This window comes from Nocardia sp. NPDC058244, from assembly GCF_042882065.1.
Taxonomy (GTDB): Bacteria; Actinomycetota; Actinomycetes; order Mycobacteriales; family Mycobacteriaceae; genus Nocardia.
Genome location: NZ_JBHVWX010000002.1, coordinates 548734 through 564114, shown reverse-complemented (window position 1 = coordinate 564114; position 15381 = coordinate 548734). Strand labels below are relative to the sequence as shown.

Sequence of the window (15381 nt, the reverse complement as noted above, 5' to 3'; positions counted from 1 at the left end):
ACTACATGAACTGCTCGTGTAATCTTCATTCCCGGCGGTTCGACAAGGACCGGTGCCCTCGAAAGAGAAGGCTCCAGGAGGCGTGCCAGAGCGGCCGAATGGGACTCACTGCTAATGAGTTGTCCCTTCACGGGGACCGGAGGTTCAAATCCTCTCGCCTCCGCCACACCCGGTTCGCCGGGTACAACTGAAGACCATGCGCCCGTAGCTCAACGGATAGAGCACTTGACTACGGATCAAGAGGTTAGGGGTTCGAATCCCTTCGGGCGCACAAAGAAAGGCCCCCAGCATTCGCTGGGGGCCTTTCTCGTGTTCGGGTGTGGCCGCTACTTCCAGGCGGGCAGTGGGGGGAGCGGGCCGGTGAGGTCGTGGCCGGGGGAGCGTCCGAGGAGCCAGGCGAGCAGGGCCGAGGAGGGGCCGAGGACCGTGTGGTGGGGGCGGCCGGGGCCGACGGTGGCGATGAAGTCGGAGTCGGTGGCCTGGAGGTCGAAGGTGGGGGTCGCGTCGGGGAGCAGGTTGGCGGACACGTCGGCGACGGCTTCGGGGAGCAGGCGGGCCACGAAGGCCGCCGGCCAGTCGGCGGGGGTGTAGTCGACGCCGAGATCGACGTGATGGATCTCGGTCTCGCGCAGGCGCATCCACGGAACCTGGTCGGCCGTGAGCGAACCGCCCTGCCGGTTGCGGACGACGGCCTGCCAGTCCGCGGCGGGCATCGTGGTGGCCACGGCCTGCCAGCGATGCGCCGAGGCGGTGAAGTCGGCGTGCTGGACGTCGAGGTGCCGCGGCGCGCCCGCCTCGATGTCGGCGTCGCGGGTCGCGACACTGGCGTACTGGGGGATCTCGATGCCGGTGCGCGCCCAGAGCAGCAGGTTCAGCAGACTGTCGGCATTGCGCGACATGTGCGCGACGACGTGCCCGCGCGTCCAGCCGGGGAGCCGGGACGGTTCGCTCAACTGCGCGTCGGTGAGCGCGCCGATCGCCGCGTCGAAGCGGGCGGTGGAGGCGGCGACCTGGGTGAGCAGGTCGAGGGGAGTAGCCGTTTCGCTGGTCACGGGTCCGAGCGTAGTTGCCCGGATCCGCGCGCACCGCCGTTCACCGCGGTGTCGGGGACCCCTGTGGATAACCCTGAGCCTGTGGACAACTGGGGAGATTTCGCGCTCGACGACCGTGGCGGCGAACCGCCGCGTGTCACGATTCAGCCGGCGACGATCGCGTCGGCTTCGATCTCGATCAGGAGCTCGGGGGCGATCAGCGCGGTCACCTCGTACATCGAGGCGGCGGGGCGGATGGTGTCGAAGACGGCCGAATGCGCGGCGGCGACTTCGGACCAGCGGGCGATATCGGTGACGAAGATGCGGGTGCGCACCACATCCCGCAGGCTCGCGCCCGCCTGTTCCAGCGCGGTGGCGATGCGGGCGAGGACCTCGGTGGTCTGCGCGCCGATGTCGTCGCCGCCGACGGCGCCACCACCGGGCACGGCGGCGGTGGTGCCGCTCACCACGACGTGGTCGCCGACGCGCACGGCCCGCGAGTAACCGACGACATCTTCGAAATCGGAGGCGGAAGAGATGTTCACCCGAGTTGTGGTCATGGCAGCCAGAATGATCCACCGCCTGGTGGATGACAATTCATTTGCCGGTCGGCTGCCGGTCGGCTCGACGCGGTACGCATGGCAGATGAACGCACGTCCAGGTATCCGCCTCCTCCCGCTCACCGCCGCCCTGTGCGCGGCCGCCGTCACCGCGGGCTGCTCCACGCCCGGGTCCGACGCCGACTTCACGGTGGGCAAGGACCAGTCGGTGGTCATCACGCTCGACGAGCTGGTCGCCAAGTCCGGCGGGAGCGCGGTGCTCGGGGTGGATCTGGAACCCGAGCACGGCCACCTGGCCCGTCGCACCGACGGCTCCTACGTCTACACCCCGATCGCGGGTTTCCAGGGCCTCGACCAGTTCAAGATCACCACCACCGACGCGGTTCGGCTGTACACCACCGACATTCCGGTGCTCGGCGAGTACGGCGGCGCCACGGTGCAGGGCAGCGGCTTCGGTTCGGCGTGGACCGCGGTGCCGGGCAGCACCGACGAGTTCTACGGTCTGACCGACCGCGGCCCGAATGTGGACGGCCCGGCGAAGAACGAAAAGCTCTCGCCCACCCCGGCATTCGTGCCCAAGATCGGCCGGTTCAAGCTGGTCGACAACCGGGCGGTGCTCCAGTCGACCATCGAGCTGCGCAGCAAGTCGGGCGTGCCGTTCAACGGTCAGGTCGACATCTCCGCCAGTACCGGCGAGACCATCAAGGACCTGCAGGGCACCGTCCTGCCGCCCACCGACCACGGCCTCGACCCCGAGGGCTTGGTCGCGCTCGCGGACGGCACCTTCTGGGTCTCCGACGAATACGGCCCGTTCCTGGTGCATTTCGACGCCAAGGGCACCGAGCTCGAGCGGCTCGCGCCCGGCAGCGGGCTGCCGAAGGAGATCGCCCTGCGCACGCCCAACCAGGGCATGGAGGGCCTGACCATCACGCCCGACGGCAGCACCCTCGTCGGCGTCGTGCAGAGCGCGCTCAACACCCCCGGCCTGAGCGGTTCGGCCAAGGAGGTGCCGTTCGCGCGGATCGTCACCGTCGATCTGAAGACCAAGGCGCAGAAGGAATTCCTGTACCCGCTGGAGAACCCGAAGCAGACCAAGGTCGCCGTCTCGGAGATCACCGCGCTGAGCCCGACCACCTTCCTGGTCGACGAGCGCGACGGCAACCTGGCCCCCAAGGCGGACAAGAAGATCTGGACCATCGATATCGCCGGCGCCACCGATGTCGGCCCGCAGTCGACGGTTTCCGGCGCGACCTATGACGCGGACAAGGGCGGCCTGCTGATCGACGGCAAGCCGCTGGAGACCTTCGTCGGCGTCACCCCGACCACCGACGCGGTCGCCGCGCTGACCAAGGCAGGCATCACCCCGGTCGCCAAGAAGAGCAATCTGGACCTGTCGGCCCTGGTCGCCGGGCTGGATGAGAAGGGCCGGTTCTTCGGCCACGACAAGATCGAGGGCATCGCCACCACCGACGGCGGCAAGACGATCTACATCGCCAACGACAGCGACTTCGGCCTGGCCGCCAGTCAGGGGGAGCAGCCGCCGTTCGGCCTGAAGCCCAAGACGCTGCCCAACGGTGTCCAGGACACCGGTGAGGTGCTCGCGGTCGACACCACCAAGCTGCCCGCGAAGGTCGACGGCTACACGGTGCGGATCTCGGTCAGCTAGTCCACTCGCGGGCCTCGACGAGGACGGCGGCGGCCAGCGCCACCAGCCACAGCGACATCGACCCGACCTGGATGCGCTGGGCGATGCCGAGGGCGTAGGAGCCGGACAGGTTGTCGGCGATCAGCATCCAGACGGTCGCCACCGAGCCGACGACGAGCACGACCACGCCGAACTCGCGCAGGATCCGCCAGCGGTGATAGCGGTAGGCGGCGGCACTGAACGCGACCGCCGCCACCGCGATCGAGGTGACCGCCAGGGAACTGGTCAGCGCGTGCGGCTGATGCAGCTGCGGGAACAGCTCGCTGTTGCCACCGCACGCGCTGACCGACGGGTCGCAGTCGCGCAGCGGGAGCATGGCGTCGGCGATCGTCGCCGCGCCGAAGCACAGCAGCGCCACCCAGCCGACGGTGGTCAGCCTGCGCCGGTGGAAGACCAGCAGACCGCCGATCGCGGCGGGGATCAGCAGCAGGCCGACCAGCTTGTCCGCGGTGGCGAACACCTCCCGGTAGGGCTTGCCTTCCGCGTCGAGTTCGCTGAGGAAGGAGTTGACCGGATCGGCGTCGATCGGCAGGAAGAACTCCAGCACCCAGGACGAATAGCAGAGTCCGGCGACCGCGATCGCCAGGGCGATCAGCAGCGGGTAGCCGCGGGGTATCCGGGTGGACTCGGGCACATCGACCATTGTGCTGCCCCGGACAAACCGCCTGGTTCATCCACTCGATCGGGCGCGTCGCACGCCGCGCACGTGGTTTCATCACAGCGCGCACAGGTTGTTGTCAGGTTCACCGGGCAGGGTGGGTGTCGTAACCAACCAGGAGGATTTCCATGAGCTACGTGATAGCGCTGGCAGGTTTTGCCATGTTCCTGGCGATGGCTGTCTCCGGTTTCGCCGCGGCCAACGCGCCGCGATCGCTGGTCCGGGTGCGCGTGCACAGCGACCCACGTCGCCGCTGACCTGGTAGTTCAGCGCCGCGAGCGCTCGCGGATCAAGGCAGAGATCCGCTGGGCCGCGACGTGCGGATCCTCGTGTTCCCACACCCGCACGACCTGCCAGCCCGCCGCCCGCAGCGCGGCGTCGGTGGCGCGATCACGCGCCACATTGCCCGCCAATTTGTCGGCCCACCACTGGGCATTGTTCTTCGGATCGGTCGCGTGGACCGGGCACCGATGCCAGAAGCAGCCGTCCACGTAGACGGCGACCCGCAGGCGCGGGAACACCACATCGGCGCGCCGCCGCTGGCCCTTGATCGGCGGGCGGTCGACGAAATAGCGCAGTCCCGCGCGATGCAGTTCGCGGCGTAAGGCCAGTTCCGGCGCGGTGTTCGCGCGCCGCTGGCGCGACATGCGGGCACTGGTCGCCGCGTCGGTGACCGGTTTCCCGGCAGGCGCCGGCGCGGCGGGATCGTCCCCGGGCCGCGCGCGCCGCCCGGTCATGCCGCCCAGCCGCCCATCCGGTCGAGGTGATCGCGCACGTCGTCGAGGAAGCCGGGCGGGAAGCGCAGGTTGCCCATCTCGGTACGGCGCAGGAAACCGGCCGTCGCGCGCGGCGACAGGAGCCGGGGCTCGGTGAGGAAGTTCTTGAGGTCCTCGTATGGTTCGTGCACCGGCCACGTCGACAGCGGAACCCGGTGCACGACCCCGGCCCGGCCCCACGCCGCGGTCGGCCACGGTGCGCCGGGCCGCAGCGGTTCCCCGACGGTCAGCGGCTCCGAGGGCGCGGCCAGCCGCTGACCGACCCAGTTCGCCATCCGCACGCTGACCGCGTTGCCCACCAGCTTCCAGCGATGTCCCTGCCGCACGCCCGGCACGTCGAGCGCGGGCGCGGTCCAGTCGGCGTCGAAGCCCTGCAACCGCTCGCCGTCGACGATGCCCGGCGTGACGATCTCGCCCGCGGGCAGCCGCACCGCGGGCGGACTCGCGATGCCCAGACCCGAACCACCCTTGAGCGTCGGCACGGCGTTCACCGCCCAGCCGAGACCGCGCACGCCCTCGGTCCAGTAGAAGCCGCACGGATCGCGGTCGGGGTCCCCGTATTCGCGCGGGCCGGCGTCGTCGCCGAAGAGCACCTCGCGCGGATCCTCGGTGCGCGAGGCCAGCATCAGCACCCGCTGACGCCGCTGCGGCAACCCGAACGCGCGGCCGTCGACGACGCGATAGGCCCAGGTGTAGCCGAGCTCCTCCAGCGCGGCGGTGATGTGGCGCATCGCCGCGCCCCGGCCCAGTTGCAGCATGAACGGGACGTTCTCGATCAGCAGCCAGCGCGGTCCGCGTTGCCGCCGGACCAGCCGGAACACCTCGTCGACCAGGCCGGACCGGCGGCCGGTGATGCCCGCGGTGCGCCCGGCCTGCGAGAGGTCCTGGCACGGGAACCCCGCGGCGACCAGTTCGGTGCGGGCGGGCAGGGAACGCAGCCGGGTGATGTCGCCGTGCAGGGGAGTGTCGGGGAAGCGCGCCGCGAGCACGCCCTGCGCGCCGGGATCGATCTCACAGAGCAACTCGGTCGACCAGCCGTTGCTGCCGAGGCCGAGTTCGAGCCCGCCGATCCCGGCGAACAGCCCGACCATCCGCGTCAACGACCCTCCCTGTGTCTGGCGGGCTCGCCGTCCGACGACCCGTGCTCGCGCCTGCGGCGCATTGTATCGGGCCGGGCGAAGCGCGAGCTCCGGCGGAAAATCAGTGGCTCGCGACGGTGCTCCGGTGCCACTCTTGATAGGCCGACTTGTCGGACCCTGGTGCGAACATCACCAGGCGTCCGTTCCGGAAACCAACCATCCAACCGGACATCAAGGGGGAGAGTCTTGTCTGTCACTTTGGAGCTGGCGGCCACCGAATCGGAGGCCGACAGATCGGGGCGGCCGTCGCCGTCGCCGAGCGGTAGATTGCGGTCGCTGCGCCGATTTCTGCCGTACCTGCGGCCCTACCGGGTGCCGCTGATCGCGGCCAATGTGCTCGCGATCGTCACCTCCAGCACCGCCATCGCGATCCCGCTGGTGATCGCCCGGGTCATCGACGGGCCGATCGCGCGGCGCGATTTCGTCGGGCTGCTGCTGCCCGTCGCGCTGATCTTCGTCCTCGGCGGGCTCGAGTCCTTCGGCATGTGGGGCAGGCGCTGGCTGGTGTCCAAGCCGTCGACGCTGTTCGAGATCCGGATGCGGGCCAAGCTTTTCGCCCAGCTCCAGGCGCTCTCGATCGGGCGCCACGACGGTTGGCAATCGGGTCAGCTGCTCTCGCGCGCCATCGACGATCTGTCGGTGCTGCGGCGCTTCGTCGCGTTCGCCGGACCGTTCCTCATCGTCAACAGCATCCTGCTGCCGATCGGGTTGATCGCGCTGTTCGCGATGAACTGGCAAGTGGGACTGATCTTCACGGTGATCTCGCTGCCGCTGACGCTGTTCTGCGTGCGCTTCGTGCGCCGGTTCGAGGTGGCCTCGCGGCGCTCGCAGGACCAGTCCGGTGACCTGGCGACCATCGCCCAGGAATCCGCGCAGGGCGTGCGCGTGCTCAAGGCGCTCGGCCGCGGCGGGTTCTTCGGCGCCCGCTTCACCGCGCTCTCGCGCGAGCTCCAGAAGACCGAGCTGGAGAAGGTGCGCCTGGACGCGACCCTGTGGGCCGCGCTGGTCACCCTGCCGACGGTCGCGATCGCCGTGTCGCTCGGTGTCGGTGGGTACTCGGTGGTGCACGGCTCGATGACGATGGGCACCCTGATCGCGAGCATCACGCTGGCGACCTTCCTGCAGTGGCCGATCATCTGGCTGGGCTTCCTGCTTTCGGAGCTGTTCGAGGCGCGCACCGCCGCCGACCGGTACTGGGAGATCATCGACACCCCGCTCGACATCACCGACCCGGCCCGGCCGGTGAATCTGCCCGAGGGGCTGCGCGGCGAGCTGGTCATCGACCAGGTGCGCTTCGCCTACCCGACCGGGGCCGACGGCGCGGACAAGGCGGTGCTGGAAGACATCTCGCTGCGCGTCCGGCCGGGGGAGACGGTCGCGCTCGTCGGCGCGACGGGCAGCGGCAAGACCGCCCTGCTCGAACTGATCCCGCGCCTCTACGACGTCGACGGCGGCAGCATCACCATCGACGGCGTCGACATCTCGACCCTGCGCCTGGCCGACCTGCGCCGGGTGGTGACGGTGGCGTTCGAGGAGCCGGTGCTGTTCTCGGCCAGCGTGCGCGAGAACGTGGCGCTGGGCGATCCGCGCGCCACCGACGCCGATGTGCGCCAGGCCCTCGATATCGCCCAGGCGAGCGAGTTCGTCGACGCGCTGCCCTGGGGCCTGGACACCAGGATCGGTGAGCAGGGCATGAGCCTGTCCGGTGGTCAGCGGCAGCGGCTCGCGCTGGCCAGGGCGGTGCTGATCGGCGAGGCCGCGGCCGAGCAGGGCCGGATCATGGTGCTCGATGATCCGCTCTCGGCGCTGGACGTGGAAACCGAAGAGCGCGTGCAGGATCGGCTGCGCACGGTGCTCGCGGGCGCCACCACGCTGCTGGTCGCGCACCGGCCGTCGACGGCGGCGCTGGCCGACCGCGTCGCCCTGCTGGCCGACGGCCGGATCGTCGCCGAGGGCAGCCACGAGAAGCTGCTGCGCACCAACAGCCGCTACCGCGAACTGATGGGAGGTGAATCATGACCACCGACACCGTGATCCAGACCCCGCCCGAGCAGACCGATCGGGCGGCGGACTGGCGCGGCATCGCCAAGGAGGACGACGCCGTCACCGGCACCGGAAACCTGGTGCTGGCCGGGCGATCCCGGCGGCTGCTGCTGGACCTGGTGCGGCCCTACCGCAAGCAGGCGGTGCTCACCTTCGTGCTGATCCTGCTCGACAACGCGGCCAAGGTGTCGATGCCGCTGTTCATCGCCTACGGCCTCGATCACGGCATCAGCCAGGGCAGGCAGGGCAATTGGACGCCGATGCTGGCCACGGTGGCCGGGTTCGTCGCGGTCACCGTGCTCGCCGGCCTGACCACGTACCTCTTCCTGCGGGCCTCCGGTTCGCTGAGCCAGCGGGTGCTGTTCGACCTGCGGGTGCGCGCGTTCCGGCACACCCAGCGGCTGAGCGTGTCGTTCCACGAGAAGTACACCTCGGGCAAGGTCGTCACCCGGCTCACCAGCGATATCGAGACCCTCCAGGAACTGCTGGAGGGCGCGCTCAACCAGGCGTTCAGCGCGGTGCTCTCGGTGGTCACCATCGCGGTGCTGCTGGTGTGGCTGGATCCGATGCTGGCCTCGATCGTGCTGCTCGGCTTCGTGCCGCTGGTCCTGGTGACCCGGTGGGCGCAGCGGCGGCAGCGCGCGGGCTACCGGCGCACGCGCGGCGCGATCGCGCGGGTCGTCGTGCAGTTCGTCGAGTCGATGAGCGGCATGCGCGCGGTGCAAGCGTTCCGTCGCGAGGATCGCAACCAGGAGGTCCTCGGCGGCGAGGACGACGAGTACCAGCGGGCGACCACCACCGCGATCCGCGGCATGGGCGACTACGTCGGCCTGTCCAACTTCATCGGCAAGGTGACCACGGTGATCGTGCTGCTGGTCGGCGCCTGGCAGGTGATGGAGGGCAATCTGGCGATCGGCGTGCTCGCCGCGTACCTGCTCTACCTCGACCAGTTCTACGGCCCGCTCGACGAACTCGCCCAGGTGTTCAACTCCTACCAGTCCGCCGCGGCGGCGCTGGAGAAGATCTCCGGGGTGCTCGAGGAGGAGCCCGCGGTCGCCGAACCCGGCGATCCGATCGCGCTGGACCGGGCGACCGGTGCGGTGCGGATGGATGGGGTCTGGTTCGGCTACACGGCCGAGTCGCCGGTGCTGCCGGAGTTCGACCTGGCCATCCCGGCCGGGCAGGTGGTGGCCCTGGTCGGTGCCACCGGCGCGGGCAAGTCGACGCTGGCCAAGCTGCTCACCCGGTTCTACGACCCGAGCGGCGGCGTGGTCACCCTGGACGGTGTCGATCTGCGCAGGCTGGCCGACGCCGAGCTGCGCAGGCACGTCGTCATGGTCACCCAGGAGGCGTACCTGTTCTCCGGAACCATCGCCGACAACATCCGCCTCGGCAGGCCGGACGCGACCGATGCCGAGGTCACGGCGGCCGCGCGGGCGGTCGGCCTGGACGCGTTCGTCCGGTCGCTGCCCGACGGGTACGCGACCGATGTGCGCACCAGGGGCGGCAGGCTCTCGGCCGGTCAGCGGCAGCTGGTCGCGTTCGCCCGGGTGTTCCTGGCTGACCCCGCGGTGATCGTGCTGGACGAGGCGACCTCGAGCCTGGACATCCCCGGCGAGCGGCTGGTCCAGCACGCGCTGGAGACGCTGCTGCGCGAGCGCACCGCGGTGATCATCGCGCATCGGTTGTCCACGGTGGCCATTGCCGATCGGGTGCTGGTGCTCGACGCGGGCCGCGTCGTCGAGGACGGCTCACCCGCCGAGCTCATCGCCGGACAGGGCCGCTTCGCCGGACTGCACGCCGCCTGGCGGGATTCGCTGGTCTGATGCCACCGTGTTGTACAGCAGCGGGGCTGGTGTCGCTTACCGTAGAGAGGTGACGACCCCAGCCCCGGGCCCGGCCGCAGGCCCCACCGAGAACAGACCGGCCTCCCGGTGGCCCGCGGTGCTCACCTGGCGTTCCCACGACAACACGCGGATGGAATCGGTCCGCGTGACCCTCAACGGCAACCGGATCAGGGCGGCGGGCCGGATGATCGGCAGCGCGTGTGACGAGCACCCGGCGTTCAGCGCGTCCTACGACCTGGTCACCGACGAGGCGGGCGCGACGCGGCGGTTGTCGCTGCGCACCACCACCGCCGCCGGGGAACGGCACGCGTCCATCTCCCGGGACGAGGAGGACTACTGGCTCGTCGACGCGGGCGGTAGCCACGTGCGCTCCACCTTCGCCGGCGCGCTCGATGTCGACGTGGTGCTGAGCCCGTTCTTCAATACGCTGCCGATCCGCCGGTTCGGCCTGCAGAACGCGGTGGGTGACGTGCAGGTGCCGGTCGTCTACGTGCGCCTGCCCGATCTGCTGGTGCAGGAGGCCGAGCTCACCTACTCGAGCGCCGCCGACGGCATCAATGTGCTGTCCCCGGTCTCCAGCGCGACGCTGACGGTCGATCCGGAGGGTTTCGTGCTCGACTACCCGGGGCTGGCCGAACGGGCGTGACGCCGAGTCGGCCGGTGCGGCGCCGACTTCCACCGCCCGGCGCGGATGACAGCGCGCTCGGCCGGGTTCACAGTGCGCGCAGCACCCCGCCACGCTGTCCGGCCCGGTGCAGCTCGTCGAGCCAGCCGTCCGCGCCGGGGACGATCCCGGTGATCTCCCAGCGCGTGCGCTCCTCGTACGCGGTGCGGCCGCGGTAACCCGCCTCGACAACGTCGCCGAGGGTGCCGTCCGCCCGCAACGCGTCTCGCGCGGTGACCAGCGCGGCGATGGTCTCGTCGAGCACCTGTCCGAGCGCGGCGGCGTTCGGTTCGCAGATGGCGCGCACCAGGTCGGGTGCGGTACCGGCGACGCGAGTGCCATCCCGGAAGGAGCCCGCGGCCAAGCCGAGCGCGAGCGCACCGCCGTCGGCCCCCGCCGCCGCCAGCGCCTCGGCCAGGACGTGTGGCAGATGCGAGATCCGCGCGACGGCCTGATCGTGCTCGTCGGCGACCACCGGAACCACCACCGAACCGCAGTCCAGCGCCAGCCGGGTCACCCGCACCCACGGCTCTACCCGCGTGCCCTCGTCGACCCCGACCGCCCACACCGCATCGCGGAACAGGTCGGGATCGGTTGCCGCCCAGCCCGATTCGGAGGTCCCGGCCATGGGATGCCCGCCGACGAAATTGGCTTCCAGCCCGTGCTTGCGCACCGCGTCGGCCACCGGTCGCTTGATGCTCACCACATCGGTCACCGGGCAGCCGGGGGCGAGCGCGGCGATCTCGGCCAGCAGCTGCTCGACCGCGGGCATCGGCACCGCGACCACCAGCAACGCGTCCTCGGCGGCGGCCCGGCGCAGCACCGCGGACAGGTCGGTCGACACGTCGAAACCGTCGCGACGCGCCGCCTGGGCACCCGAGTCCGAGCGGTTGTAGCCGAACGCCGGGTACCCCGCCGCGACCGCGGCGCGCAGCAGTGAGCCGCCGATCAAACCGGTTCCGAGGACGCAGACAGCAGCACGCTGGTCGAGGGTCATCGGAACAGATTGGCACACGAGTTCATCATTACGGGCGGGACAGACTACCGTTTGGTCCATGGCAGCACAGCGCTCGGGCACGAACAGGGCGACGTCGGACGACGACTTCGACGTCGAAGGGTTCGCAGTGGCGGTGGTCCGCGAAGAAGGCACGTGGCGATGCAGTCCGCTCAGCCACGACGCGCTCCTCGACCTGTCGGTCGCGGAGACCGAATTGAAGGCATTGCGCAGCTCGGGGGCGGTATTCGGGCTGCTCGACGTCGATGACGAGTTCTTCATCGTGTTGCGCCCCGCGCCGAGCGGCACCCGCCTCCTCGTCTCGGACGCGACCGCGGCGATCGACTACGACATCGCCGCCGACGTCCTCGACGCGCTCAACGTCGAGATCCCCGACATCGACCCCGACGACCTCGACGACGTCGAGCCGTGGGAGGAGGGCGACCTCGGCGTGCTGGCCGACCTAGGCCTGCCCGAGCCCGTGCTCAGCGTGATCCTCGCCGAGACCGACCTCTATCCCGACGAGCAGCTCGGCATGATCGCCCAGCGGCTCGGCTTCGCCACCGAATTCGCGGCGGTCCTGGACAAACTGCCTCGGTGACCGTCGAGGCAGTGACCGACGAGGACATGGTGCGCGCCGCGATCGCGGCCGCCGCCGCCGCCGACCCGCGCGATGTGCCGGTCGGCGCCGTCGTCTTCGACGCCGACGGACGTGAACTCGCGCGCGCGACCAATGCCAGGGAAGCCCTCGGCGATCCGACCGCGCACGCCGAGGTCCTCGCGCTGCGGGCCGCGGCCGCCGTGCACGGCGACGGCTGGCGGCTCGAGGGCGCGACGCTCGCCGTCACCCTGGAACCGTGCACGATGTGCGCGGGCGCGCTGGTGCTGGCCAGGGTCGGCAAGGTGGTGTTCGGCGCCTGGGAACCCAAGACCGGCGCCGTCGGCTCGCTCTGGGACGTCGTGCGCGACCGCAGGCTCAATCATCGCCCGGAGGTGCGCGGCGGCATCCTCGAGCCGGAGTGCGTGGCGCTCCTCGACGATTTCTTCCGAACTCAGCGCTGACCAGCCGATTTAACGATCCGGCACCCCCTCCGGTATCGTAGTCGGCGGTGGCGTGTCCGAGCGGCCTAAGGAGCACGCCTCGAAAGCGTGTGACGGGTAACCCCCGTCCGAGGGTTCAAATCCCTCCGCCACCGCCACGGAGCCCCTCACCTGATATGCCAGGTGAGGGGCTCTTTTTTCGTCGGTTGTTCACGCGGTACGGCCCCGCCCGCCGGGGTCGCACGTAATAGACTGGTAGTACCGAAATCCGGGAAGGAACGATGTCTTATGCGCGGGCGACAGCCGCCACCCGCGAAGTCCGGGATCGGGCTCGGGGGGAAGCTCATGGTTCTGGTCGTGCTGGGCTGGGTAGCCGTCGGGCTGCTCGCCGCGGGCCAGCGACACTACTTCGCCCAGCTGCCCAAGGAGTGCTCCGACTGGGCGACGATCGCGGTGACCGCCGCCGCGGGTCCGGCCAACTACATCGGCCTGAACCCGCGGGTCAGCCAGTGCGAGGTACCGCAGCCGAGCCAGTAGCCCGGCTAGGTGTGCGCGGGGACGGGGGTCTTCTCCTGCTGCTGTAGTTCGCGCAGGCGAGCGCCCTCGACGTCGATGTCGGGGACGATCTTGTCCAGCCACTTCGGCAGCCACCACGCCCACTTGCCGAGCAGTACCAGCAGCGCGGGGATGAGCACCATGCGGACGACGAAGGCGTCGAGGGCGACGCCGGCGGCGAGCGCGAAGCCCATCGACTTGGCGGTGACGTCGGACTCGAGCAGGAACGAGCCGAAGACCGAGATCATGATGATCGCCGCCGAGGTGACCACGCGCGCGCCGTGGTGATAGCCCTTGACCACGGCATCGGTGGGATCGGCGCCGTGCACGTACTCCTCGCGCATGCGGGTCACCAGGAACACCTGGTAGTCCATGGCCAAGCCGAACACCAAGCCGATCAACATGATCGGCAGGAAGCTGACCAGGGGATGCGGGTCCTGGATGAGGCCCAGCTCGCCCTCCTGGAAGATCAGCACGGTGGCGCCGAAGGTGGCCGCCATGGAGAGCAGGAAGCCGAGCGCGGCCGTCAGCGGGACCAGGATCGAGCGGAACACCAGGATCAGCAGGATGAACGCCGCGCCCGCCACGATCGCCATGTAGGGGACGATCTTGCTGAGCAGCACGTGGTCGATATCGGCGTAGATGGCCGTTGTCCCGGTGATGCCGTAGGACATCTTGTACTGGTCGTGCAGCCCCGGTTCGGCGTCGCGCGCCGATTGCACCAGGTCCTTGGTGGTCTGGGCGTTGGGGCCGGACTTGGGGATGCCGTTGATCAGCGCGCCGGCGCCGTCCTGGCTCAGCTGCGGCTCGGTGACCAATTCCATGTCCGGGTAGGACTGGAGCTGCTCGCGCAGGGCGAGCAGCGCGGCCTCGCGCTGGTCGACGGGGGTGTCGGACAGGTCGACGGCGATCTGCAGGATGCCGTTGCTGCCCTCGCCGAAGCCCTCGGTACGCAGGTCGTAGGCCTTACGGACGGTGGTCGACTTGGGCAGGCTGTCCTCGCCGGGCAGGCCGAGGTTCAGGTTGATCGCCGGCGCGGCCAGCAGCCCGAGCACCACGATGGCCAGCACCATCGTCACGGCGGGCCACTTCGCGATGACCCTGGCCACCCGGGTGCCGTTGGTGACGATGCTGTCGTCCTCGGGATCGTGCTGGGCGATCAGCGGCAGCTTCGGTTTGAACAGCGTCTTGCCGAACGCGCCGAGCAGGGCGGGCATCAGCGTGATCGCGGTGAGGACCGCGAACGCGGCCGCGACCGCGCCGCCCAGGCCCATGAAGGTCAGGAACCGCACGCCGACGATGCTCAGCCCGACCAGCGCGATGATGACGGTGAGCCCGGCGAACACCACCGCCGAGCCCGCCGTGCCCAGCGCCGTACCGGCCGCTTCCTCCGCCGAATCCTGCACCGCCAGTTCGTGTTTGTACCTGGACACGATGAACAGCGCGTAGTCGATCGAGAGCGCGATGCCGATCATCGAGGCCAGGAACGTGGTGAAGCTGGGAATCGAGAGCACCGAGGTGGACAGGAAGATCAGCGAGGTGGCCGCGCCGAGGCCGACGATCGCGGTGATGATCGGGACGAACGCGGCGACGATCGCGCCGAACGCGACGACCATCACCACCAGGGCCACCAGCATGCCGATCAGCTCGGACTTGCCGCTCGGCATCTCCTGTTCCATCGCGATGGTGCCGCTGATCTCGACCGTCAGCCCGGCCGCGCGGGCGGCGTCACCGACGGCGTAGGCGGCGTCGCGGTCGGCGGCGGTGATGTCGGCGAATTCCTTGATCGTGAACGGGACGCTGAAATACGCGACGGTGTCGGGGGCGGTCTTGTTCAGCACGTTCAGCGGCGCGCCGCTGCAGGTCGACGGGTCGGGCTCGGGGCCGAGGCAACCCATCTCCTCGGTCATCGCGATCGGATTCGGGATCGGCTTGCTGTGGTCGACGATGCCGAGCTGATCGAGCCGGCCGATCAGCGCATCGATCGCCTGCCGGTTGGCCGGGTCGGTGAGTTTCTGCCCGGCGGGCGCGCCGATCACGTAGGTGCCGGTCACGGCGTCGAAGGCGAAGGCCTCCGACATGCCGGGGAAGTGTTTGTCGAGGATCTCGGTCGCCCGTTCCGACGGCAGGTTGGGCATGCTGAAGTCGTCGGTCATCGGTTTCTGGAGCTGGGCGCCGAGGGCGCCGAGGATCAGGAAACAGACCAGCCAGACGGGTAGCACGATCCATTTGCGGCGAAAGGCCAGCTTGCCCCACCGGTACAGATAGACGGACACGGTTTTCTCCTCGCGGTGATCGGTGCGGAGCGGGAGGTAGAGCCGGGTCTAACCAGTCCGAGTCTGGTGCCAGGCCACCGCGATATCAAGCA

The 15381-nt window shown here is 69.8% G+C and carries 15 protein-coding genes and 3 tRNA genes; 11 read left to right on the top strand and 7 right to left on the bottom strand.

Annotation, left to right across the window (positions count from 1 at the left end):
* The first annotated feature begins 76 nt into the window (after positions 1-76).
* Positions 77-166 (top strand) — tRNA-Ser (locus ACFVW6_RS08850).
* Between the two features lie 32 nt (positions 167-198).
* Positions 199-271, top strand: a tRNA-Arg gene (locus ACFVW6_RS08845).
* Positions 272-326: 55 nt separating this feature from the next.
* Here the strand turns inward: ACFVW6_RS08845 and ACFVW6_RS08840 are convergent.
* Entirely contained in the window at positions 327-1052 is a 726-nt protein-coding gene (locus ACFVW6_RS08840) for a maleylpyruvate isomerase family mycothiol-dependent enzyme (protein ID WP_378824829.1), read from the bottom strand.
* A gap of 143 nt (positions 1053-1195) precedes the next feature.
* Entirely contained in the window at positions 1196-1591 is a 396-nt protein-coding gene (locus ACFVW6_RS08835) for a RidA family protein (protein WP_357345864.1), read from the bottom strand.
* Between the two features lie 85 nt (positions 1592-1676).
* On the opposite strand from ACFVW6_RS08835, the gene ACFVW6_RS08830 reads away from it, so the two are divergent.
* On the top strand, positions 1677-3257 hold the full coding sequence (locus tag ACFVW6_RS08830; RefSeq protein ID WP_378824831.1) for an esterase-like activity of phytase family protein: 1581 nt from the start codon (positions 1677-1679) through the stop codon (positions 3255-3257).
* On the opposite strand, the gene ACFVW6_RS08825 is transcribed toward ACFVW6_RS08830, so the two are convergent.
* Positions 3250-3939, bottom strand: a complete 690-nt coding sequence (locus ACFVW6_RS08825; protein WP_378824833.1) for a DUF998 domain-containing protein — start codon at positions 3937-3939, stop codon at positions 3250-3252. The genes ACFVW6_RS08830 and ACFVW6_RS08825 overlap by 8 nt on opposite strands.
* Before the next feature lie 143 nt (positions 3940-4082).
* Between ACFVW6_RS08825 and ACFVW6_RS08820 the strand changes: the two genes are divergently transcribed.
* Positions 4083-4211 carry a hypothetical protein gene (locus ACFVW6_RS08820; RefSeq protein WP_355284033.1) on the top strand — a complete coding sequence of 43 codons (129 nt, stop codon included), beginning with the start codon at positions 4083-4085 and terminating at the stop codon, positions 4209-4211.
* 9 nt (positions 4212-4220) lie between these two features.
* Here the strand turns inward: ACFVW6_RS08820 and ACFVW6_RS08815 are convergent, their stop codons facing one another.
* On the bottom strand, positions 4221-4691 hold the full coding sequence (locus ACFVW6_RS08815; RefSeq protein ID WP_378824835.1) for a very short patch repair endonuclease: 471 nt from the start codon (positions 4689-4691) through the stop codon (positions 4221-4223).
* Positions 4688-5821, bottom strand: a complete 1134-nt coding sequence (locus tag ACFVW6_RS08810) for a DNA (cytosine-5-)-methyltransferase (protein ID WP_355284096.1) — start codon at positions 5819-5821, stop codon at positions 4688-4690. The genes ACFVW6_RS08815 and ACFVW6_RS08810 overlap by 4 nt, the downstream gene beginning before the upstream one ends.
* A 234-nt stretch (positions 5822-6055) precedes the next feature.
* On the opposite strand from ACFVW6_RS08810, the gene ACFVW6_RS08805 reads away from it, so the two are divergent.
* Genes ACFVW6_RS08805 through ACFVW6_RS08795 form a run of 3 tightly spaced genes read left to right on the top strand, consistent with a single transcriptional unit; the run spans position 6056 to position 10405 of the window.
* On the top strand, positions 6056-7888 hold the full coding sequence (locus ACFVW6_RS08805) for an ABC transporter ATP-binding protein (RefSeq protein ID WP_378824837.1): 1833 nt from the start codon (positions 6056-6058) through the stop codon (positions 7886-7888).
* Positions 7885-9738, top strand: a complete 1854-nt coding sequence (locus ACFVW6_RS08800) for an ABC transporter ATP-binding protein (RefSeq protein WP_378824840.1) — start codon at positions 7885-7887, stop codon at positions 9736-9738. The genes ACFVW6_RS08805 and ACFVW6_RS08800 overlap by 4 nt, the downstream gene beginning before the upstream one ends.
* Positions 9739-9787: 49 nt before the next feature.
* Positions 9788-10405 carry a putative glycolipid-binding domain-containing protein gene (locus ACFVW6_RS08795; RefSeq protein WP_355284023.1) on the top strand — a complete coding sequence of 206 codons (618 nt, stop codon included), beginning with the start codon at positions 9788-9790 and terminating at the stop codon, positions 10403-10405.
* Between the two features lie 67 nt (positions 10406-10472).
* On the opposite strand, the gene ACFVW6_RS08790 is transcribed toward ACFVW6_RS08795, so the two are convergent.
* Positions 10473-11420 carry a prephenate dehydrogenase gene (locus ACFVW6_RS08790; RefSeq protein WP_378824842.1) on the bottom strand — a complete coding sequence of 316 codons (948 nt, stop codon included), beginning with the start codon at positions 11418-11420 and terminating at the stop codon, positions 10473-10475.
* A gap of 58 nt (positions 11421-11478) precedes the next feature.
* On the opposite strand from ACFVW6_RS08790, the gene ACFVW6_RS08785 reads away from it, so the two are divergent.
* The 4 genes from ACFVW6_RS08785 (at position 11479) to ACFVW6_RS08770 (ending at position 12995) form a co-directional block, all read left to right on the top strand.
* A complete protein-coding gene (locus ACFVW6_RS08785; RefSeq protein WP_218721287.1) occupies positions 11479-12018 on the top strand; it encodes a tRNA adenosine deaminase-associated protein in 540 nt (179 codons plus the stop codon).
* 26 nt (positions 12019-12044) lie between these two features.
* Positions 12045-12479, top strand: coding sequence for a nucleoside deaminase (locus ACFVW6_RS08780; protein ID WP_355284093.1), 435 nt, complete (start codon positions 12045-12047; stop codon positions 12477-12479).
* Between the two features lie 46 nt (positions 12480-12525).
* A tRNA-Ser gene (locus tag ACFVW6_RS08775) sits at positions 12526-12616 on the top strand.
* Positions 12617-12803: 187 nt separating this feature from the next.
* A complete protein-coding gene (locus tag ACFVW6_RS08770; protein WP_355284018.1) occupies positions 12804-12995 on the top strand; it encodes a hypothetical protein in 192 nt (63 codons plus the stop codon).
* A 5-nt stretch (positions 12996-13000) separates the two neighbouring features.
* Here the strand turns inward: ACFVW6_RS08770 and ACFVW6_RS08765 are convergent, their stop codons facing one another.
* Positions 13001-15289, bottom strand: a complete 2289-nt coding sequence (locus ACFVW6_RS08765; protein ID WP_378824845.1) for an MMPL family transporter — start codon at positions 15287-15289, stop codon at positions 13001-13003.
* Positions 15290-15381: the final 92 nt, after the last annotated feature.